This is a genomic window from Pigmentiphaga kullae (assembly GCF_004216695.1).
GTDB lineage: Bacteria > Pseudomonadota > Gammaproteobacteria > Burkholderiales > Burkholderiaceae_B > Pigmentiphaga > Pigmentiphaga kullae.
Genome location: NZ_SGXC01000003.1, coordinates 972,607 through 991,450 on the forward strand (window position 1 = coordinate 972,607; position 18,844 = coordinate 991,450).

General features: G+C 67.6%; 20 protein-coding genes. 18 read left to right on the top strand and 2 right to left on the bottom strand.

Annotated elements, in window-relative coordinates; genetic code table 11:
• Positions 1–97: 97 nt before the first annotated feature.
• From EV675_RS27415 to EV675_RS27460, 10 genes are all read left to right on the top strand, one after another.
• Positions 98–700, top strand: a complete 603-nt coding sequence (locus EV675_RS27415; RefSeq protein ID WP_130361787.1) for an amino acid synthesis family protein — start codon at positions 98–100, stop codon at positions 698–700.
• Positions 697–1,488, top strand: coding sequence for an alpha/beta fold hydrolase (locus EV675_RS27420; RefSeq protein WP_130361788.1), 792 nt, complete (start codon positions 697–699; stop codon positions 1,486–1,488). Before EV675_RS27415 ends, EV675_RS27420 begins: the two co-directional genes overlap by 4 nt.
• Positions 1,489–1,522: 34 nt before the next feature.
• Complete coding sequence (locus tag EV675_RS27425) at positions 1,523–2,497, top strand: Bug family tripartite tricarboxylate transporter substrate binding protein (protein WP_130361789.1); 975 nt, start codon at positions 1,523–1,525, stop codon at positions 2,495–2,497.
• A gap of 67 nt (positions 2,498–2,564) precedes the next feature.
• Entirely contained in the window at positions 2,565–3,779 is a 1,215-nt protein-coding gene (locus EV675_RS27430) for a MarR family transcriptional regulator (protein ID WP_130361790.1), read from the top strand.
• Between the two features lie 220 nt (positions 3,780–3,999).
• Complete coding sequence (locus EV675_RS27435; RefSeq protein ID WP_130361791.1) at positions 4,000–5,049, top strand: ABC transporter substrate-binding protein; 1,050 nt, start codon at positions 4,000–4,002, stop codon at positions 5,047–5,049.
• Between the two features lie 157 nt (positions 5,050–5,206).
• The gene (locus tag EV675_RS27440; protein ID WP_242621614.1) at positions 5,207–5,977 is read left to right on the top strand and encodes an ABC transporter ATP-binding protein; all 771 of its coding nucleotides are present in this window, start codon (positions 5,207–5,209) and stop codon (positions 5,975–5,977) included.
• Positions 5,974–6,801, top strand: a complete 828-nt coding sequence (locus EV675_RS27445) for an ABC transporter permease (protein WP_130361793.1) — start codon at positions 5,974–5,976, stop codon at positions 6,799–6,801. The genes EV675_RS27440 and EV675_RS27445 overlap by 4 nt, the downstream gene beginning before the upstream one ends.
• Positions 6,794–7,627, top strand: coding sequence for an ABC transporter permease (locus EV675_RS27450; RefSeq protein ID WP_165404796.1), 834 nt, complete (start codon positions 6,794–6,796; stop codon positions 7,625–7,627). The genes EV675_RS27445 and EV675_RS27450 overlap by 8 nt, the downstream gene beginning before the upstream one ends.
• Positions 7,628–7,672: 45 nt before the next feature.
• The gene (locus EV675_RS27455; protein WP_165404797.1) at positions 7,673–9,208 is read left to right on the top strand and encodes an FAD-dependent monooxygenase; all 1,536 of its coding nucleotides are present in this window, start codon (positions 7,673–7,675) and stop codon (positions 9,206–9,208) included.
• Positions 9,209–9,215: 7 nt separating this feature from the next.
• The gene (locus EV675_RS27460; RefSeq protein ID WP_130361796.1) at positions 9,216–10,049 is read left to right on the top strand and encodes an NAD(P)H-binding protein; all 834 of its coding nucleotides are present in this window, start codon (positions 9,216–9,218) and stop codon (positions 10,047–10,049) included.
• A 15-nt stretch (positions 10,050–10,064) separates the two neighbouring features.
• Here the strand turns inward: EV675_RS27460 and EV675_RS27465 are convergent, their stop codons facing one another.
• Positions 10,065–11,033, bottom strand: coding sequence for a Bug family tripartite tricarboxylate transporter substrate binding protein (locus tag EV675_RS27465; RefSeq protein ID WP_130361797.1), 969 nt, complete (start codon positions 11,031–11,033; stop codon positions 10,065–10,067).
• Between the two features lie 4 nt (positions 11,034–11,037).
• Positions 11,038–11,952, bottom strand: a complete 915-nt coding sequence (locus EV675_RS27470; RefSeq protein ID WP_130361798.1) for an alpha/beta hydrolase — start codon at positions 11,950–11,952, stop codon at positions 11,038–11,040.
• A 311-nt stretch (positions 11,953–12,263) separates the two neighbouring features.
• Here EV675_RS27470 and pssA point away from each other — a divergent pair, with 311 nt between their 5' ends.
• The 8 genes from pssA (at position 12,264) to EV675_RS27510 (ending at position 18,777) form a co-directional block, all read left to right on the top strand.
• Positions 12,264–13,049, top strand: coding sequence for a CDP-diacylglycerol--serine O-phosphatidyltransferase (gene pssA / locus EV675_RS27475; RefSeq protein ID WP_165404798.1), 786 nt, complete (start codon positions 12,264–12,266; stop codon positions 13,047–13,049).
• A 103-nt stretch (positions 13,050–13,152) separates the two neighbouring features.
• Positions 13,153–14,694: a 2-isopropylmalate synthase gene (locus EV675_RS27480; protein ID WP_130361800.1), complete on the top strand. Its 1,542-nt coding sequence runs from the start codon at positions 13,153–13,155 to the stop codon at positions 14,692–14,694.
• Positions 14,694–15,224, top strand: a complete 531-nt coding sequence (locus EV675_RS27485) for a GNAT family N-acetyltransferase (protein ID WP_130361801.1) — start codon at positions 14,694–14,696, stop codon at positions 15,222–15,224. The genes EV675_RS27480 and EV675_RS27485 overlap by 1 nt, the downstream gene beginning before the upstream one ends.
• Positions 15,225–15,383: 159 nt before the next feature.
• On the top strand, positions 15,384–15,581 hold the full coding sequence (locus tag EV675_RS27490; RefSeq protein WP_130361802.1) for a hypothetical protein: 198 nt from the start codon (positions 15,384–15,386) through the stop codon (positions 15,579–15,581).
• Between the two features lie 33 nt (positions 15,582–15,614).
• A complete protein-coding gene (locus tag EV675_RS27495; RefSeq protein WP_242621615.1) occupies positions 15,615–16,115 on the top strand; it encodes a YbaB/EbfC family DNA-binding protein in 501 nt (166 codons plus the stop codon).
• Between the two features lie 398 nt (positions 16,116–16,513).
• Positions 16,514–17,158: an STN domain-containing protein gene (locus tag EV675_RS27500; protein WP_130361803.1), complete on the top strand. Its 645-nt coding sequence runs from the start codon at positions 16,514–16,516 to the stop codon at positions 17,156–17,158.
• Positions 17,155–17,763, top strand: coding sequence for an RNA polymerase sigma factor (locus tag EV675_RS27505; RefSeq protein WP_130361804.1), 609 nt, complete (start codon positions 17,155–17,157; stop codon positions 17,761–17,763). The genes EV675_RS27500 and EV675_RS27505 overlap by 4 nt, the downstream gene beginning before the upstream one ends.
• Positions 17,764–17,820: 57 nt before the next feature.
• Complete coding sequence (locus tag EV675_RS27510; protein ID WP_242621616.1) at positions 17,821–18,777, top strand: FecR family protein; 957 nt, start codon at positions 17,821–17,823, stop codon at positions 18,775–18,777.
• The last annotated feature ends 67 nt before the right edge of the window (positions 18,778–18,844 follow it).

An 18,844-nucleotide genomic window follows, 5' to 3' on the forward strand; every position in this document is an offset into this window, starting at 1 on the left:
CGGAAATTTAGGTTTTCCGAATTTTATTTCCACAAATTTGGCTTGGCAAAATCTGGAGCCGTGGCGACCATGTCCCCCAGGACAAGAAGGAGGTCGCATGACGCTGGAAGTGCGCAAGGTCGTTTCGTACGTCGAGGAAACGCGGGTGGAAGGGGGCAGGCAGGCCGGACGGCCCCTGCTGATGGTGCTGAGCGCCGCGGTCCTGAAGAATCCGTGGGCGGGAGAGCCATTCACCGAGGACCTGCGGCCGGAGATCCTGCGCATCGCGCCTCCGCTGGGCGATCTGCTGGTCGGGGAAATCCTGAAGCACACGGGATCCGGCGATCGCGTGGAAGGCTATGGCAAGGCCGCCGTGGTCGGCGCCGATGGCGAGGTCGAGCACGCCTCGGCGCTGATCCATACGCTGCGGTTCGGGAACAAGTACCGGAACGCGGTGGGCGGCACGAGTTACCTGAGCTTCACCAACTCGCGCGGCGCGATGGGGTGTCCCATCGTCGTGCCGATGATGCACAAGAACGATGAGGGGATGCGGTCTCATTACCTGACGGTACAGGCGACCATCGCCGACGCGCCGGCGGCGGACGAGGTCGTCGTCGCGCTGGGCGCCAGCGTGGGTGGCCGGCCGCATCACCGGATCGGCGACCGTTACCAGGACATGCGCGAGATGGGGCTGGATGCGGCCGGGAAGGAGGCTTCGTGACCTGGCCGGCCCGCGTGGTCCGCAGCGGTTCGGGCGCGTCCGTCGTGCTGATCCACGGCGTGGGCCTGGACCTGGGCATGTGGGATGAGCTGGTCCAGGCGCTGGGCGGCGAGTTCGAGCTGATCCGCTATGACATGCTGGGGCACGGCGACACGCCTTTGCTGGCCGGCGAGATCGATCTGGACCGGTACGTGGCGCAATTAGGCGAGGTGTTGCGCGCGGAGGGCTTGCGCCGGCCCTGCGTGGTGGGATATTCGATGGGCGGGCTGGTGGCGGGACGTTTCGCCGCCCGCCATCCCGGCGACGTGGGGAAGCTGGTGCTGATGAGCACCGTGTTTCGCCGCACCGAGGCCGAGCGCCACGCGGTGCGGACGCGGTTGGCGCAGGCCGAAGGCGGGGACGCGCTGGCGGGCGCGCAGGCATCCGTCGAACGCTGGTTCTCGCGTGCCTTCATCGAGGCGGAGCCGAATCGTGTCGACGCGATCCGGCGGCGTCTGCTGGCCAACCGGCGCGAGGATTTCCTGGCGGCGTATCGCATCTTCGCCGGCGTGGATGGCGTTCTGCCCGAGGCGGCGCCGCAGATCCGCTGTCCGGTCCTGGTATTGACGGGTGACCAGGACACCGGGTCCACGCCCCGCATGGCCGAGGAATTGGCACGGTCCATTCCACATGCCGCGCTGCGGATCGTGCCGGGACAGAAGCACATGTTGCCCGTCGAGGGCGTGACGGCTGCCGCGGCGGCGCTCAGGGACTTCCTGGGGCCCGGCGGTACGCGCCGGGCTGCCTGAGCGGCCCGCACCATACCAAGCAAGGAGACAAGACATGCAACGCAGACACATGCTGGGCGCGATGGCCGCGCTGGCGTCCTCGGCCTACCTGGGGAAGGGGCACGCGCAAGGCGCGGGCGGCAACGTCCCGCTGCACGTGGTGGTGCCGTTCCCGCCCGGAGGCGGCACGGACGTGCTAGGGCGGGCCATCGGCTACCGGCTGGAAAAACTGCTGGGGCGCCCGGTCGTGGTCGAGAACAAGCCCGGGGCCAGTGGCATCGTCGGCGCCGAGTACGTGGCCAAGTCCGACCGCGACGGCAATACGCTGCTGTTCTCGGGGCTGGTGCCGTCCGTGCGCTACTACAGCCGCCCACTGTCGCAGATCGGCGCGGAGCTCTCGCCGGTGTGCATGATCGCGCGTTCGCCTTATCTCGTCGCGGTCAATCCCGGCGTGCCGGCGAAGACGCTGGGCGAGTTCGTGCAGTTGGCCAAGAGCAGGCCCGGCACGCTGACCTTCGGTTCGCCCGGCAACGCCACGCCGCAGCACCTGGCGACGGAGCGTTTCCGTTCCCAGGCCGGCATCGACATCCTGCACGTGCCGTATCGCGGCACGGGGCCCATGATGACCGACCTGCTGGGCGGCCAGATCCAGCTGGTGTTCGCGACGGTGGCGGCGGCCGAGCAGCACGTGAAGTCCGGCCGCCTGCGCGCGCTGGCGGTGACCAGCGCCGACCGGATGGATCGCCTGCCCGACGTGCCTACCGTGGCCGAGGCGGGTATCCCGGACTTCGTGGCCGAGATCGCCTTCGGCACGTATGTCGCGGCGGGTACCGCGGCGGCGGCGATAGGCGGCCTGAACCGGGCGATCAACCAAGCGCTGACCGATGCGGAGGTACGCGGCAAACTGATCGAGCAGGGTTTCATTCCCGTGGGCGGCGCGCCCGCGGACCTTGAAAAAAGCCTGCTGGCCGAGGTCAAGGCTGTGTCCGAGCTCGTGCGGTCGGGCAAGGTGCGCATCGACGCCGCCTGAGCTCCGGTCGGGCCGGCTACCGTAAGAAATACGGTAGAATGCCGTACAAATTACGGAGGTAGTCGGCATGGCCAAGACCGAACGATTCGAAATGCGCCTGGACGAGTCGTCCGAGGCCGCCATCGACGCCTGGCGCGACGCGCACATGGCGGGCGCATCGCGGGCGCAGGCGGTCCGGGCGCTGATCGAGCGCGGCCTGGCGGGCGCGTCTGCCGGCGGTCCCCGTTTCAGCGACGGCGAGAAGACCCTGATGGCCTTCATGGGCGACCTGTTCCGCCACCTGGGTGCGCCGGCGGAGCGGGTGGATGCCGTATGCCGGGGGTTCGCCACCGGCAACCACTGGGCCGCTGATCTGGAGATGGGCGGGCTGTACAGTCCGGTGTCCTCGTCGGCATCGCCGGACGATGCCCGTTTCGTACTATCGGTGCTCGAAATGTGGGAAGTGTTCGAGTCCGCATTCGAGGATTTTTCCGAGGCCCAGCGGGCACGGGTGCTGGGCGGCGAAGGCGCGCAGCGGCGCGGGCGGGGAGCGCGCAGGGCCGCGGAGCTGCGGTTTGCCGGTTTCGACGCGGTCCATGAGCCCGAGTTGCTGCGGATCGCGGAATTCCTGGTGCGCGAGATGCGGCGCTTCGGGCGTTTCGCCGGGCGCAGCCTGGTGGCGGCTCAGGGTGGGGCGCGCCGGGATCATGCGGTCCGCCTGCGTTATTACGAAAGGCTGCTGCCCACGCTGGCGGGGCGTCGGCCGACCCCCGACGAGGTGCGCGAGTTCCTGTGGCTGCGCGCCGAGGCGTCCGGAGCTGAGCCGGCGACCGGCGGCCGCGGCGTGTCCCATCTCAAGGAGTTTTCGTTCCATCGCTTCGGTCTGCTGGCGCCGCGCGTCAATGCGCTCAGCCGGGTGCTGACCCGCAGCGCGGTGCAGTTCGCCAAGGCGGAGTACGGGCTTTCGCAGGTCGAATGGCTGGCGGTCACGCTGCTGGGGGCGTTCGAGCCGGTCTCCATTGGCGAGCTGGCCTACCACGCGATGCTGGATGCCGGGCAGATGAGCCGGACGGTGTCCGGGTTGGTCGAGCGCGGATTCGTCGAACGCCGGCGCAGCGAGGAAGACAGCCGAGAGACCGTGCTGACGCTGACCGGGGAAGGCGAGGAGATGCGCCGGCGCCTGGCGGACGCGGCGGCGGCCCGCAATCGGCATGTGGTCGGGGACTTGCCGGAAAGCGAGCTTGCCGTCGTCTATGCCCGCCTGGATGGCTTCATTGCCCGGGCCCGACAGCTGGTGGACTAGCGGTTCATCCCTTGAAGTGTGACTTATTCATTTAATTGTGGGGGGGCTTAAGGGTTTGCTGTGTTTCGTAAAGTCCTTGATTTAAAGGGAAATAACGGAATTCATAGGGCTGGCCGCAGGTGCTGTTAGGGAAAACTCCAGCGCTTTTATGTTTGACTATATCAAATAAAAAATCGCAGAATGCCTCCTGTTGCGTTCCATTCGATCCAGGAGCCCTGCGATGCCGGCTTTATCCCTTGGTGCTTTTCCTTTATCGATCACCGCCGCGCGAGGAGCGTTGATCCTGGCGCTGTCGGCCGGTGCGTTGCCCGCGCTCGCCGCCGAAGGCGACGCCTGCGCGGCGGTGGACCTGTCCGTGGCCAAGTCCTCGCCGGTCGCCATCCGCTACGGCACGACCGGCGGCGGCGAGGAGCCGTTGGCGCTGCTGTGGGCGGACCAGGCCAGTTATCCCGGCAACGGCAAGTTCTACACCATGCAGGTCACGGAGTTCACGTCCACGGACCGCATGACGGCCTTCCAGGCCGGTCAGATCGACGCCGGCACGATCAGCTTTCCCTCGCTGGTGACGGCGGTGCACGTGGGCATCGACGCGCGGGCGGTCGCCTCGCTGGTCCAGGTCAACGAGGCCGACAACGAAGGCGCGTTCGCATCGCTGTCCAGCGGCGGCATCCGCGACATCAAGGATTTCAAGGGCAAGAAGGTCGGCTACTACGGGCCGAATACCATCAGTGAATACTGGGTCAAGAGCGCGCTGCGGCGCGCCGGCATGAAGCCGAATGACGTCTCGTTCGTGTCGCTGCCGCCGCCCGCGCAGGAGCAGGCCCTGCGCAACGGCCAGATCGACGTGGCCTGGCTGGCCCGCCAGTTCCTGTTCAAGGCGAAGTCCACGGGCGGCGTGGAAACCATCATGACGCCGTTCCAGGCCACCGGCGGCGCCAGCCAGCCCAGCCTGCTGATCTTCTTCTCGCCCAAGTTCATCAAGGCTCATCCCCAGGCCTATTGCGCATGGCGCAAGGATTACCAGCAGGCCCTGGCCAACTGGTCGGCCAACCCGGACGCGGCCTATCCGAAGCTGATCGCCGCCAAGTACGTGACGCCGTTTTCGGCCAAGGCCGGTGCCGACGGCGGACGCAGTCCCGACGGCTCGGTTTCGCTGGCCGAGTTCGACGCCACGATGAAGGACATGGCGACCTCCCGCTTCCTGCCGCCGGCCATGGTTCAGCCCGCCGCCAAGTTGGTGATGCCGGGTTATTCATTGATGAAGCAATAGGCCCCCAGGTAGACCCACCCCCTACCCGCTGCGCGGGCCCCCTCGAAGGGGGCGGCACTGGCGGACTGGCAAAGCCAGATCCGCTGTGCCCTGGGTCGGATTCGGGGGCATGCGGGGGTTTTCGTGTCGAGGAGTTCTCTTGTTAGAAGTCAAAAGGGTGACGAAGACGTTTCGTCGCGGCAAGCACGTCGTCAACGCGCTGAGCGCGGTGGACCTGGCCGTCCGCAAGGGCGAGTTCCTGACCATATTGGGCCCCAGCGGCTGCGGCAAGACGACCTTGCTGCACATGCTGGGGGGCTTCGAGTTTCCGACCGAGGGCAGCGTCGAGATCGAGGGCCGGCCCATTACCGGTCCTGGCCGTGATCGCGGCATGGTCTTCCAGGAGGCCATGCTGTTCCCGTGGCGCACGGTGCGGGCCAACGTGGCCTGGCCGCTGCTGGTGGCCGGCACGCCCAGGCGCCAGGCGCATGCGCGGGCCGACGAACTGTTGGCCAGGGTCGGCCTGGCGCGCTTCGGCAACGCCTATCCCGGCGAACTGTCCGGGGGCATGCGCCAGCGCGCGGCGCTGGCCCGGACGCTGGCGATGGAGCCCAGCGTGCTGCTGATGGACGAACCTTTCGGCGCGCTCGACGCGCAGACGCGCGAGGTCATGCAGGAAGAGCTGACCCGGCTGTGGCAGGCTTCGGGCCTGACGGTGGTCTTCATCACGCACGACATCAACGAGGCCATTTTCCTGGGCGACCGGGTGGTCGTGATGGGAGCCTCGCCCGGCCGCGTGGTCGAGGACCGCGCCATCGAGCTGGAGCGCCCGCGTTCGTCGGAAACCAAGTCCGATCCGCGCATCCTCGAATACCGCTCGCATCTGTGGGATGTGCTGCGCCGCGAGTCGGCCAGGAGTGCGCCCGCGATGGCGGAGGCCGGACGATGAGCACGTCGGGCAGCATGGCCGCGCAGTTGATGCGCAGGCAATCCGTCCTGGGGGGCTCGCGCGAACAGACCTGGCTGATATCGAGCCTGTTCACGGTATTCGTCCTGGCTGCGTGGGAAGCGCTGGCGATGGCGGGCGTCCTGCCCGCGTACATCTACGGGCCTATCGAGATCGCCAAGGCGTTCTTCGAACTGGCCCGCAGCGGCGACCTTGCCGCGCAGACCGGGCCGAGCCTCTACCGCGCCCTGAGCGGTTTTTTCATCGGCAGCGCCATCGGCGTCATGCTTGGCCTGCTGGCCGGCGTCTCGCGGGTGTTCCGCGATCTGTTCGACCTCACCCAGTCGTTCACCCATCCCATTCCCAAGATCGCGCTGTTTCCGGCCATCGCGGTGCTGCTGGGTTTTACCGACACGTCGCGCATCCTCGTGATCGCCATCAGCGCCTTCTATCCGTCCTACCTGAACGCGATGAACGGCGCGCTGGGCATCAACGCCCGGCTGCTCTGGGTGGCGCGCAACGTCGGCGCCTCGAAGCTGCGCACCTTCTTCCAGGTGGTGGTGCCCGCGGCCATGCCGCGCGCGCTGGTGGGCGTGCGCATCAGCCTGATGATCTCCTTCGTCCTGATGGTCGCCACCGAGGTGGTCGGGCATTCCAACGGCCTGGGCGCGGGCCTGATGGCGGCGTACCGCGACGGCGAGTACGGCGCCATGTATGCGGGCATCGTCGCGGTCGCGCTGTGCGGCGTGGCCTCGAACGCCGTGCTGCAACTGGTGGCGCGTGCCCTGGGCGGTGGCCGCCATGCGGGAGGGGGCGGCCATGGCTGATATCGACATCCGCGCGGCACGCCCGGCTGCCGGAGCCGTACCGGGGGCGTTTGCAAGCCGCGTGTCGGCGATCCTGCTCTCGAGTCCCGTGCTCAAGGTGCTGGGCCTGGCCGCGGTGCTGGGCGCCTGGCAGCTCTACGCGACGATCAACGGCACGCGCCTGACGCCGGGCCTGGAGGTCATCGGCCAGAGTTTCATGCAGCTACTGGAGGACGGCGAACTGCTTGAGCACGCCGCCATCACGCTGACGCGCGGCTTCGCCGGGCTGGCGATCTCGTTCCTGGTGGCCGGCCTGCTGGGCTTCGTGGCCGCGCGCAGCTGGGTGGTGGATGCCGCGCTGGGGCCGTTCGTCACCTTCGGCTACCCGGTGCCCAAGCTGGCGCTGTACCCGGTCATCATCCTGCTGCTGGGACTGGGCGCGGGCTCGCGCATCGCCCAGGTGGCGCTGGAGTGCTTCTTTCCGATCTTCGTGCACTGCTACGCCGGCGCCCGCGCCGTCGCGCCGAAGATGGAGTGGCTGGCGCGCAATACCGGCGCCGGTCGCTGGCGGCTGCTGGCCGACGTGATCGTGCCCAGCGCGCTGCCCTTCGTGTTCACCGGCCTGCGCGTGGCGGTGCCGATCATGCTGATCGTGATGACGGTGACCGAGTTCATCGGCGATTCGCAGGGGCTGGGCTACCTGATCGCGCGCTCGGCCTCGTATTTCGATACCGCGTCGGCGTTCGCGGTGGTCGCCACGCTGGGCGCGATCGGATTCGTCAGCGACCGGATCATCGTCAAGCTGCGCGGCCGCGTGGTGTTCTGGGAGAAGGGCGCCTCTCTCTGATCGTCACCATTTTCTTCACGTCCCATCCTTTCAAAAGAGTCCATCGTGAGTACAGAACACATCGACGTCGTGATCGTCGGCGCCGGCCTGGCCGGTCTCTCCAGCGCGGTCTTCCTCGGCATGAACGGCGTCAAGGCGCTGGTGGTCGAGCGCCGCGAAGGAACTTCCGTCCTGCCGAAGGCGCGCGGCGCCAACCCGGTCACCATGGAGGCGCTGCGTACGGCCGGGCTGGCCGAGGCCATCCACAAGGCCATGCCGCCGGGCAAGCCGGCGATCACCTCGGTGGTGTCGGAAAGCCTGACCGGCAAGGTGCTCTACGACCACGTCGCGCATCGTCCCGACTTCTCCATGTTTTCGCCTGAACGCCCGGGCATGGCCAGCCAGGCGCGCGCCGAAGAGGCGCTGCTGCGCCGCGCGCTGGAACTGGGGGCGCAGGTGCGCTTCAAGACCCGCTGCGAATCGCTGGCCCAGGACGGCGAGGGCGTGGAGCTGGCGCTGTGCGATCTCGATGCCGAACGGACCTATGCGGTGCGCGCCAGGTACGTGATCGCCTCGGACGGCATACGCGGCAGCATCGCCGGCTGGCTGGGCATAGGCACGCACGGCCTGGGCGCCATCAAGTCGGTCACCGCCGTGCGCTTCAAGGCCGACCTGGCCCAGTGGGCCGGCGACAACGCCATGGTTATCCACTATCTGCAAAATCCCGCGCTGCCCGATGGCGCCGGCGTGCTGGTCAGCACCGACTACAAGGACGAATGGGTCGCCAACATGTCCGCGGATCCCGGGCGCGACGAGGCCGGCATGCGCGAGATCATCAAGATCATGACCGGCCTTCCCGATCTGGATTTCGAGATCATCGGCACCGTCAGCTACGACTACGGCCACCGCATCGCCGACCGCTTCCGCGCCGGCCGCGTGCTGCTGACCGGCGATGCCGCGCACGTGATGCCGCCCACCGGCGGGCAGGGCGGCAACACCGCCGTGCAGGACGGTTACTACCTGGGCTGGAAGCTGGCCGCGGTCATCCAGGGCAAGGCCGGCCCCGCGTTGCTGGACAGCTACGAGATCGAACGCCAGCCCTACGCGGAAGAGGTCTGCAACTGGCAGGTCGCCAACCTGGCCGAGCGCCGCCGCATCGATACGCTGGCCGAACGCATCGGCGCGCCGCTGGACCATGCCACGCTGTTGTTCGGCTACGTCTGCCCGCCCAACGGCGCGCTGGTACCCGAACCGGGGGCGGAGGACCAGCGCTTCGAGCATCCCGCGCAGGCTTCGGGGCGTCCGGGCGCGCGCGTTCCTTATGTCGAACTGGAGGGCGTTGACGGCGGGAAGGTCTCTCCGCGTCATTTACTGGGACCGTGGTTCATGGTCTTCACGGCCGTGCAGGGAGGAGCCGAGGCGGCCCGGGCGGCAGCTGGCGAACTGGGCATCGAACTGAAGGCCTATCCGGTCAAGTCCACCGTGCCGCTGCATGCGGGCGAGCGACAGACCGTACTGGTGCGTCCGGACGGCGTCGTGGCCTGGCGCGGCGCGGACAACGCGGGCATCGGCCGCGCGCTGCGTACCGTCCTGTGCCGCTGAGCGCGCCATGATCCTGGTAACCGGCGCGACCGGCAACGTCGGCGCGTGCGTGGTGCGACGCCTGGTCCAGGCCGGCGAGCGCGTGCGCGCCCTGGCGCGGGATCCCTCGGTCGCTGGGTTTCCCGCCGGTGTGGAAATCTGCGCGGGCGACCTGTCCGCGCCCGAAGGGCTGGAGCAGGCGTTCAAGGGCGTGGACCGCCTGTTCCTGTTCACGCCTGCCTCCGGCACCCGGTCGGTCGCGCGAGTGGCCCGCGAGGCCGGGGTGCGGCGGGTCGTGCTGCTGTCCTCGGCCGCCACCCAGAAGGCCGACCCGCGCATCAATCCGATCGCGGCGCGCCATGCCGCCGCCGAGGCTGCGGTGCGCGAGGCGAGCCTGCGGTGGACCTTCCTGCGGCCGGACAGCTTCGCTGCCAATGCCTGCGCCTGGGCCGGGTCCATCCGCCGCGAAGGCGTCGTGCGAGCGGCGTATCCCGACGCGCAGCGCAACCCCATCCACGAGGACGACGTGGCCGCGGTGGCGGTGGCGGCGTTGCTCGATGCTGCCCACGAGGGCCATGCCTATGCGCTGACGGGCCCCGCCGTGATCACCCAGGCGGGTCAGGTCCAGGCGATTGCCGACGCCATCGGCAAGCCGCTGCGCTTCGAGGCCCTGACGCGCGAACAGGCGCTGGCCGCGCGGCCGCCCGGCACGCCGGTCGAGGTCGCCGAGCGCCTGTTGGACTATGCGCTGAAGTCGGTGGCGACCGCGCCCGCGGTCACCGATGCGGTCGAACGGGTGACGGGCCGGCCGGCCCGCTCGTTCGCGCAGTGGGCGCGCGACCACGCGGCGGCGTTCACCTAGCCCCGAGCCGCGCCGTCAATCGATCCGTATCTCCAGGCCGCGGATGACGTCGCCCCACATGGTGTTCTCCTGCGCCATGTATTGCGCCAATTCCTCCGGCGTGGACACCGCGACGTCCACGCCCGCGCCGGCCAGGGCTTCGCGCGCCTCGGGCTTGGACAGTCCGGCGCGCACCGCCTCGTTCAGGCGCGAGACGATGTTCCTGGGCATCCCCGCCGGCCCCAGCAGCGCCAGCCATACCACCGCGTCGTAGTCCGGGACGCCAGCCTCCGCCAGGCTGGGCACGTCCGGCAACTGGGCGTTGCGGCGCGTGCTGGTGACGCCCAGCGCTTTGATCTTGCCGCTCTTGACGTGCGGCAGCCCGTTGGACACGGCGGCGAAGCTGGTTTCCACGAAACCCGCCGCCAGGTCCTTCATGGCGCCGCCGCTGCCGCGATAGGGAACGTGTTCGAGCCTGGCCCCGGACTTGGCCAGGAACAGCGCCCCCATCAGGTGCTGCGTACTGCCGTTGCCGGATGAGGCGTATCGGATGTGGGCACCGTTCGACCTGGACAGCGCGATGAGTTCCTGCACCGATTGGACAGGCAGCTTGGTATTGACGAAAAGCACGTACGGGCTGTCGGCCAGCTTGGCGATCGGCGTGAAGCTCTTGATCGGGTCGTAATCCAGGTTCTTGTACAGCCGGTGGCTGGTGACGTGGTTGGTCGAAACGATCTCGAGGGTGTAGCCGTCGGGAGCCGCCTTGGCCACGAAGTCCGTGCCTATGGTCGACCCCGCGCCGGGCTTGTTCTCGACGATGAAGGACTGGCCCAGCGCGCTGCTGAGCTGTTGAGTGACGACGCGCGCCACGACATCGGTGAAACCGCCGGGCTCGAAGGGAACGATGACCTTGACCGGACGTTCCGGGTAGGTCTCGGCGGCCCCTGCGTGCAGCGAAAATGCGAGCAGCGGCGCTGCCCATGCCATGCCGTGGATGCGCTTCATGGAGTCAACCTCCGTATCGGGCTTCAGGGAGCGTGAGGAAAGCGTGCAGGATGTGATAGACGCGCAGGTAGTTCTTCTGCTGGAAGCTGGCGTGGGAGATGCCCGACATGACGGTGAACTGCTTGTCCATGTTGGGCAACTGTTCGAAGAAGCGCATCAGGTCGTCGAAGCTGGCGATGCCGTCGTACTCGCCGCGCATGACCAGGGTCGGTACCCGCAGGCGCCGCGGGTCGATCAGCGGCAGTTTCGAGCACATGTCCACGTAGGTGCCCGTGGGCATGGAGTCGTCCAGGGTCAGGATGGCGTCGGCGAAGGCCTCGACGGTGGCGTCGTCGGCGGTGCCTGGGTGGTCGCGGTTGAAGATGCTGTGGACGAAGGCGCGATCGATGGGGCGGCGCGTCCTGGCCAGGAACTCGGGCAGCTTCTTGGCGCGCTCCTTAAGCGTGGGGCTGCCTTCGCCGGTCCAGACGAAGGCATCGAGCGCGATGCGGGCGACGCGTTCGGGATGCCGCTGCGCGAACAGCGCCGCCTTCAGCGCGCCCGACGAGATGCCGTACACGAACAGCGGCCTGCCGCCGTTGTGCGCCAGGATGTATTGCGATCCCGCGGCGAGGTCGTCGGCGCCGTTGGCGATGTCGAAATTGATCGGGCGGTGCTTGTCGGAACGGCCGTAGCCTTCGTTGTCCATGCACCAGGTGTCGAAGCCCCGCCGGGCGAACCAGTCCATGACGGAGGAGTCCGGCCTGCCGGGAACCGACAGGTCGAAGGTGGGCTGCGAAGCCATGGACGAACCGTGTACGAAAAGGATGGTGCCGGCGAACGGCACGTCCGTGGCGGCCGGTTTCTGCCAGAGGAACAGGCGGATGTCGCCCTTGGTGGTCCAGTGCTCGGTACCGCCTTGCCATTCGACGTGGGGCATGCTGTCTCCAATTGGTACATTTATGGTTTTGATTTTTGTACCAATCTAGCAGCGCGGCGTTTTGCAAGTCAATAGAAAGGGAATCGGAAAATGGCCTGAAGAATCAGGGATATCCAGGATTAAACGGAGTTTCAATGTGTCTATGAAATGAGCGATGAAAATGTACCATTTGGGCTTTTTCGTCGAAATTGGTCTTGGCACACGCTTCCGGCGGCGGCTCCGGGAAATTGGCCTGCCGGCACGGCATCGGTTAACCTTCACCTCATGCTCAAAACCACTCTTTCTCCTTATCCCATGGGGGGCATTGCAACGTGGGTGCACCTCGACCATCTCTCTTCCGGCGGAGCCCAGTCGTGAAAGATCTGGAGCATCGCCACCGCGGCATCTACCTGCTGCCCAACGCATTCACGACGGCGGCCCTGTTCGCCGGCTTCTACGCCATCGTGCAGGCCATGAACGACCGCTTCGAGGCGGCGGCCATCGCCATCTTCGTCGCGATGGTGCTCGACGGCATGGACGGTCGCGTCGCGCGCCTGACCAATACCCAATCGGCGTTCGGCGAACAGTACGACTCGCTGTCCGACATGACCTCGTTCGGCGTCGCGCCGGCCCTGGTCATGTATGAATGGATCCTGACCGGCCTGGGGCGGTGGGGCTGGCTGGCGGCCTTCATCTACGTGGCCGGCGCGGCATTGCGGCTGGCCCGTTTCAACATCAACGTCGGCGTGGTGGACAAGCGCTTCTTCCAGGGGCTCCCCAGCCCCGCGGCCGCCGCGCTGGTGGCGGGATTCGTCTGGCTGGCGGTCGACAACAAGCTGCCCATCCGCGAACTGTGGATGCCCTGGGTGGCCTTCGGCCTGACCGTCTATGCGGGCGTCAGCATGGTGTCGAACGCGCCGTTCTTCAGCGGCAAGTCCTTCGCGCTGGGGCGCAGCGTGCCGTTCTGGACCATCCTGCTGGTCGTGCTGGCTTTCGTCTTCATCTCCAGCGACCCTCCCATCGTGCTGTTCGCGCTGTTCGTGATCTACGGCCTGTCCGGCTACGTGCTGTGGGGCATGAAATGGAAAAAGAGCAGAAGGCCTTCCTCCATGTCCTGACAGGCGTTCCCGAGGAAAAAAGCGGAAAAAGGCGGCCCGGCTTGAGAAGCAGGGCCGCTTTTTTGTGGGGGGGTAAAATCCCCTCTTGGAAGGAGAGATAGTCATGAGCGACAAACTGATCGTTTTCGATACCACGCTGCGCGACGGCGAGCAGAGTCCCGGCGCCTCGATGACGCACGAGGAAAAGGTCCGCATCGCCAAGCAGCTCGAGAAGCTGCGCGTGGACATCATCGAGGCGGGGTTCGCCGCGGCCAGCAATGGCGATTTCGAATCGGTCCGCGCCATCGCGCTGGCCATCAAGGATTCCACCGTCTGTTCGCTGGCGCGCGCCAACGACCGCGACATCTCGCGGGCGGGCGAGGCGCTGCGCGGCGCCAACAGCGCGCGCATCCACACCTTCATCGCGACCAGCGCGCTCCACATGGAGAAGAAGCTGCGCATGACGCCCGACCAGGTCTTCGAGCAGGCCCGGCTGGCGGTGCGCTTCGCGCGCCAGTACACGGACAACATCGAGTTCTCGCCCGAGGACGGCAGCCGCTCGGATCCGGATTTCCTGTGCCGGGTGCTGGAGGCGGTGATCGCCGAAGGCGCCACCACCATCAACGTCGCCGACACCGTCGGCTACGCGGTGCCCGAGCAATATGGCGAATTCATCCGTAACCTGCGCGAGCGCATTCCCAATTCCGACAAGGCGGTCTGGTCGGTCCACTGCCACGACGACCTGGGCCTGGCCGTGGCCAACTCGCTGGCCGGCATCAAGATAGGCGGCGCCCGCCAGGTGGAGTGCACCATCAACGCCCTGGGCGAGCGTGCCGGCAACTGTTCGCTGGAAGAAGTGGTGATGGCGGTGAAGACCCGCAAGGACTACTTCGGCCTGGACGTGGGCATCGACACGACGCAGATCATGCCGGCCTCGCGGCTGGTGTCGGGCATCACGGGCTTCGTCGTGCAGCCGAACAAGGCCATCGTCGGCGCCAATGCCTTCGCGCACGCCTCGGGCATCCACCAGGACGGCGTGCTCAAGGCGCGCCAGACCTACGAGATCATGCGCGCCGAGGACGTCGGCTGGGCGGCCAACAAGATCGTGCTGGGCAAGCTGTCGGGACGCAACGCGTTCAAGCAGCGCTTGCAGGAACTCGGCATCGAGCTCGATTCCGAGCAGGCGGTGAACGAGGCCTTCGCGCGCTTCAAGGACCTGGCCGACCGCAAGTCCGAGATCTTCGACGAAGACATCCACGCGCTGGTCTCGGGCGAGCAGGGCGAGGCCGGCGAGGGCGCGTACCGGTTCGTCGCGCTGGCGCAGCGCTCCGAGACGGGCGAACGGCCGCACGCCCGCGTGGTGTTTTCGGAGAACGGCAAGGAGGTGGTGGCCGAGGGGCAGGGCAACGGGCCCGTGGATGCCACGGTGCACGCCATCGAAAGCCATGTCCGCAGCGATGCCGAGCTGCTGCTGTTTTCGGTCAACGCCATCACCACCGGCACCGAGTCGCAGGGCGAAGTCACCATGCGGCTGTCCCGCTCCGGCCGCATCGTCAATGGCGTGGGCACCGATCCCGACATCGTCGTGGCGGCGGCCAAGGCCTATCTGTCGGCGCTGAACAAGCTGCAATCGCCTGTGGAGAAGGTGCACGCGCAGGGGATCTGATGCCAGTCTCTCCCCGTTTGCCGGCCGGCTTCGCCGTGGAGGCGATGCAGCCGGCCGACGTCGATGCCGTGCTGGTGGTGCAGGCCCAGGCCTATGCCGGCCTCGATCTGCTCGAGGATGCGGGCTTTTTCCTGAACCGCATCGAACTGTCGCCGCGCACCTGCTGGATCGCGCGCGGCGACGGCGGGCTGCTGGGCTACCTGGTGTCCTATCCCTGGACGCTGGGCGAGCCGCCGCAGCTCAATGTCCCGCTGCGGGCCCTGCCCGCGGGGGCGCATAGCTGGTTCGTGCACGATTGCGCGGTGGCGCCCGCCGCCGCCGGCCAGGGCGTGGGCCGTGCCCTGGTCAGCGCCGGCCTGCGTTGTGCGCGGACGTCCGGTCTGGCCTGCGCGACGCTGGTATCGCTGGGGCCGGCCAGGTCCTACTGGGTCGCGCTGGGGTTCGAGCCGGTAGCGACGGATGCCGGCCTGCTCGACGGTTATGGCTCCGATGCCTGCTACATGCGCCGCCTGCTGAGCGCGGAACGCTGATCTTTCGCTCCCCCTGCGCCGCGTGAATTTTTTGTGACAACCGGTGGTTTTGCCGGCCGATTTCCGTCTTGATGCAAGGAACGGAACGACCGACATCTTCCGGCAATCACCCAGAGGCACTTTGTGCGGCTGACTTTTCAACGACGGGGGCGCGTGGGCATGGCGGCTCGCCATCGCGCGGCATCCTTGGCGGCATGCACCGCGCTGGTCTCGGGGGTCAAGCCGGGAACCAGCGGCAGCGCGGTGCTGCGCGGCGACGGTGTTTCCTTTTCCCAGAGTGATCTGCCGCAGCCTGCTCCGAACCAGTCGCCGGCCGTCCGTGCCGCTACGCTGGCCGTCGGGATCCTGTGCGGCTGATGCCGCTTCTTCATCTTTCCGCGATGTTCAACCATGGCACAGACTTCATCCTCGACCCGATCCACCCAGCCCCAGCGCGACGGCCCGTTCACCCGCGCATGGCAGCGCATCGTCCGCGCCGCCGGCGCCCTGGGTGTGGGGTTGTCCACGGCGGCGGGCAATCCCGCCGCCGCCCAGGTTCCCGCGCAGCCCGTGCCGCAGCATTGGATCAGCTACGTGCAGATGACCGGCAACCAGTTCCAGGCCTGGCTGAGCGATCCCGACAGCGAGACGGTCCAGCGGCTGCATGCCTGGATGCAGGAACGCATGCTGCAGGAAGGACCAGTCGCGCCGCCACCGCCGCTCATCGTGCGCGTCTGGGTGGATGGCGCAGGCAAGGTCGAACGGCTCGAGTTCGCATCGCTCGGTCAACCCCAGGCGGATGAGGACCTGCGCGCGTTGCTGACCGCGCAGCCGTTGTCCGAGCCGCCTCCGCAGGACATGCGCCAGCCCATGGTGCTGCAACTGGAACTGGGCTTTGTGGCCAAGAGCTAGCCTGCGGGACGGCCTTCGCCTTGCCGGACCGCTGCTGGCCGCCGTCCTGGCGCTGTCGGCGTGTGCCGGCATGCCGACAGCGACCTGGCTGCCAGCCGCCGATTTCTCTGCGCTGGTCAAGACCTATGGCCCGGCAGTGGCCGAAGCGGTGACGGACGCGGACGGGGCGGCCAGCGCTGCTGGTGCAGCGCAGGGGAGCGAGGATATTCGTGGCGCTGGAGCTGCCGGCGCGGTGAAACGGATGTAATCCCGTTGTCACGCCTGCCGGCTACGATGCGGCGGCCTTGCCGCATGTCCGGTCCAGCCGTGCGGCCCCTGAAGAACTTCCGCGTTTGGGGTGGAATGTCCTGCCAGCCGTTGCCTGCCTGTCAGCCCGTCGCCTGCACGTCCGTGTGCGCATGATGTTGCTTGCCTGGATCCTGGGGCCGTTCTGCTGCGGCTTCGTCAATCCCGCCGCTGCGGCGCCGACAGCCGGACGAGACGCCAGCACGTTCGTCATCGACAGCCAGCCTTTGCACGATGCGTTGCAGGCCTATAGCCGGGCGTCCGGGCGGTCGGTGCTTTACGATGCCGGCCAGGTTGCGCACTTGCGGTCGACGGCCATCGATGGAAGCCTGGATCCCGACGCCGCCTTGACCGCCTTGTTGCAGGGAACCGGGATGCAGGCCAGGTTCGCCTCGACCGGGGCGTTCGTGATCGTGCCGGTCGAGCCACCGACGTCAACCGAGGCGAGGGGGAGAGATGGGGCCGCGCTTCATGCCGCTTTCTACGGCCGGGTGCAGCGCGTGGCCACCAGCATTCTTTGCGCCGACGCCGGCCTGTCGATCGGCCGGTACCGGTTGGCCATCAGTGCCTACGTCAGCGGCTCCGGCGAACTGCGGCGGGTCAAGGCCGCGGCCCAGGGGCATGCCGAACTCGAGCCCCGCATCGAAGCCAGCCTGGAAGGGGCGCGGCTGGAAATCGAGCCGCCGCCGGCGCTGGACCAGCCGATCGTGCTGCTGGTGACGCAGCAGGCCGGTCGCCTGAAGGCCTGCGCATCATGACCAGCGGCGGCCTGGCCGAACTGAAGCGGCTTTTTGCCGAACGCTACGAAACGCTCAAGGCGCAGCTGGTCAGGCGCCTGGGGTCGGCGGAGCTGGCGAGCGATGCGCTGCACGATGCCTATGTACAACTGGCGGATCGGGAGGGTTTGAACGAGGTCAGGCATCCCCAGGCCTACCTGCTGCATACCGCCGTCAATGCCGCGATCGACAAGCTGCGCGGCACGCAGCGTTACCTGAGCGCCGACGAAGTGGCCGACCTGTACGAACTGGCGGACCCCGCGCCCGGTCCGCCGCGCGTGGCGCAGGCCCGCTTCGATCTGGGGCGCGCGGCCGATGCGCTGGCCGCCTTGCCGGCCAGGCAGCGCGACATACTGTACGCCGCGCGGATCGATGGCCTGACGCTGAAGGAGCTGGCCCAGCGCTGGGGGGTATCTACGCGGCTGATCAGCCGGGAGCTGCAGGCGGCGCACGAATTCTGCGCGCGACATATGGAGGCGGCGGAGGAAAAGGTGGGGGCTGCTTCGGGCCGTTGCGGCAGAGATGGCAACAAATTGTCAGATCTCGCAGAAAAGCGTGCGCATATCCGTGTCTCCAAACGTCTATAAGAAGAAGGAAAAACGAACATGGACACCAGGCTCCACGGCATGACGGCAGGAGGCCCTATGAACGATCCCGGCGCGGACGGCGTCGACGTCGTGTTGCAGCAGGCGCGTGCCTGGGCGCGGCGGCTGGCCGTCGGCCGTCCGACCACCGCCGATGCCGAGGCCCTGCGCCGCTGGTGCGCGCAAAGCGCCATGCATGCGCAGATGTGGCGGCGGGCGAGTGCGGAATGGCGCGAAATGGGCGACGTCCTGCAGACGGTCCGGTGCCGGATCCCGGCGGCGCGGATCGCGCGGCCAGCCTCGCCGGGCCGCCGATGGTTCGTCGGCGCCACAGTCGCCGCGGCCGCGGGCGTGGTGGGCATGGTGAATCCCCCTCTGGGCCTGTGGCCTTCGTGGTCCGAGATGGGGGCGGACTATCGCACGGCCGTGGGCGAGCAGCGCAGCGTGGCCCTGAGCGCGCACATACAGCTGCTGTTGAATACCCAGACCAGCGTCTCGGTGCGGCAGGCCGATCCCCTGCGGGTCGAGCTGATCGCCGGCGAAGCCGAGATCCGCAGCGATGGCCAGGCCGCGCTCGAGATCCAGGCCGGCTCGGGCCGTATCCAGCTCGCGGCGGGATGCGTGGAGGTCAGGCATCTGGCCCATGAGGAAACCCGGGTGTTGTGCACCGAGGGCCGGGCCGAGGTGCGCCACGCCCACGGCGTCCTGACCCTGAACGCTGGCGAGTCGGCTTCGTACGGTGCCGGCCGGACGCTTGCCGCCATGGACGGCGGGCAGGCCGTGCCGTCGGGATGGCGCCAGGGATACATCGTCTTCCACGATACGCCGCTGACCGATGCGGTGGCCGAGATCAATCGCTATCGCAGTGGCCGCGTGATCCTGATGAGCGACGAACTGGCCCGCCAGCGCATCAGCGGCCGCTTCACCATCCAGGATACCGACCAGGCCATCGCCCTCATCCAGCAGCTCTATGCCGCCCACGTCCGCCGCGTGGCGAATGTCGTGATGCTGGGGTGACCTGTCACTAAAAATTCATGCGGGTTTCTGTTCCATCTTTTTTTCGGGTGGCGTCTATACGGACATA

Bases quoted from the DNA above. Each gene is read 5' to 3' on its own strand.
- EV675_RS27415 (WP_130361787.1), top strand. From the start codon at position 98: ATGACGCTGGAAGTGCGCAAGGTCGTTTCGTACGTCGAGGAAACGCGG.
- EV675_RS27425 (WP_130361789.1), top strand. From the start codon at position 1,523: ATGCAACGCAGACACATGCTGGGCGCGATGGCCGCGCTGGCGTCCTCG.
- EV675_RS27430 (WP_130361790.1), top strand. From the start codon at position 2,565: ATGGCCAAGACCGAACGATTCGAAATGCGCCTGGACGAGTCGTCCGAG.
- EV675_RS27435 (WP_130361791.1), top strand. From the start codon at position 4,000: ATGCCGGCTTTATCCCTTGGTGCTTTTCCTTTATCGATCACCGCCGCG.
- EV675_RS27445 (WP_130361793.1), top strand. From the start codon at position 5,974: ATGAGCACGTCGGGCAGCATGGCCGCGCAGTTGATGCGCAGGCAATCC.
- EV675_RS27450 (WP_165404796.1), top strand. From the start codon at position 6,794: ATGGCTGATATCGACATCCGCGCGGCACGCCCGGCTGCCGGAGCCGTA.
- EV675_RS27460 (WP_130361796.1), top strand. From the start codon at position 9,216: ATGATCCTGGTAACCGGCGCGACCGGCAACGTCGGCGCGTGCGTGGTG.
- EV675_RS27465 (WP_130361797.1), bottom strand. From the start codon at position 11,033: ATGAAGCGCATCCACGGCATGGCATGGGCAGCGCCGCTGCTCGCATTT.
- EV675_RS27470 (WP_130361798.1), bottom strand. From the start codon at position 11,952: ATGCCCCACGTCGAATGGCAAGGCGGTACCGAGCACTGGACCACCAAG.
- EV675_RS27480 (WP_130361800.1), top strand. From the start codon at position 13,153: ATGAGCGACAAACTGATCGTTTTCGATACCACGCTGCGCGACGGCGAG.
- EV675_RS27485 (WP_130361801.1), top strand. From the start codon at position 14,694: ATGCCAGTCTCTCCCCGTTTGCCGGCCGGCTTCGCCGTGGAGGCGATG.
- EV675_RS27490 (WP_130361802.1), top strand. From the start codon at position 15,384: ATGGCGGCTCGCCATCGCGCGGCATCCTTGGCGGCATGCACCGCGCTG.
- EV675_RS27495 (WP_242621615.1), top strand. From the start codon at position 15,615: ATGGCACAGACTTCATCCTCGACCCGATCCACCCAGCCCCAGCGCGAC.
- EV675_RS27500 (WP_130361803.1), top strand. From the start codon at position 16,514: ATGATGTTGCTTGCCTGGATCCTGGGGCCGTTCTGCTGCGGCTTCGTC.
- EV675_RS27505 (WP_130361804.1), top strand. From the start codon at position 17,155: ATGACCAGCGGCGGCCTGGCCGAACTGAAGCGGCTTTTTGCCGAACGC.
- EV675_RS27510 (WP_242621616.1), top strand. From the start codon at position 17,821: ATGAACGATCCCGGCGCGGACGGCGTCGACGTCGTGTTGCAGCAGGCG.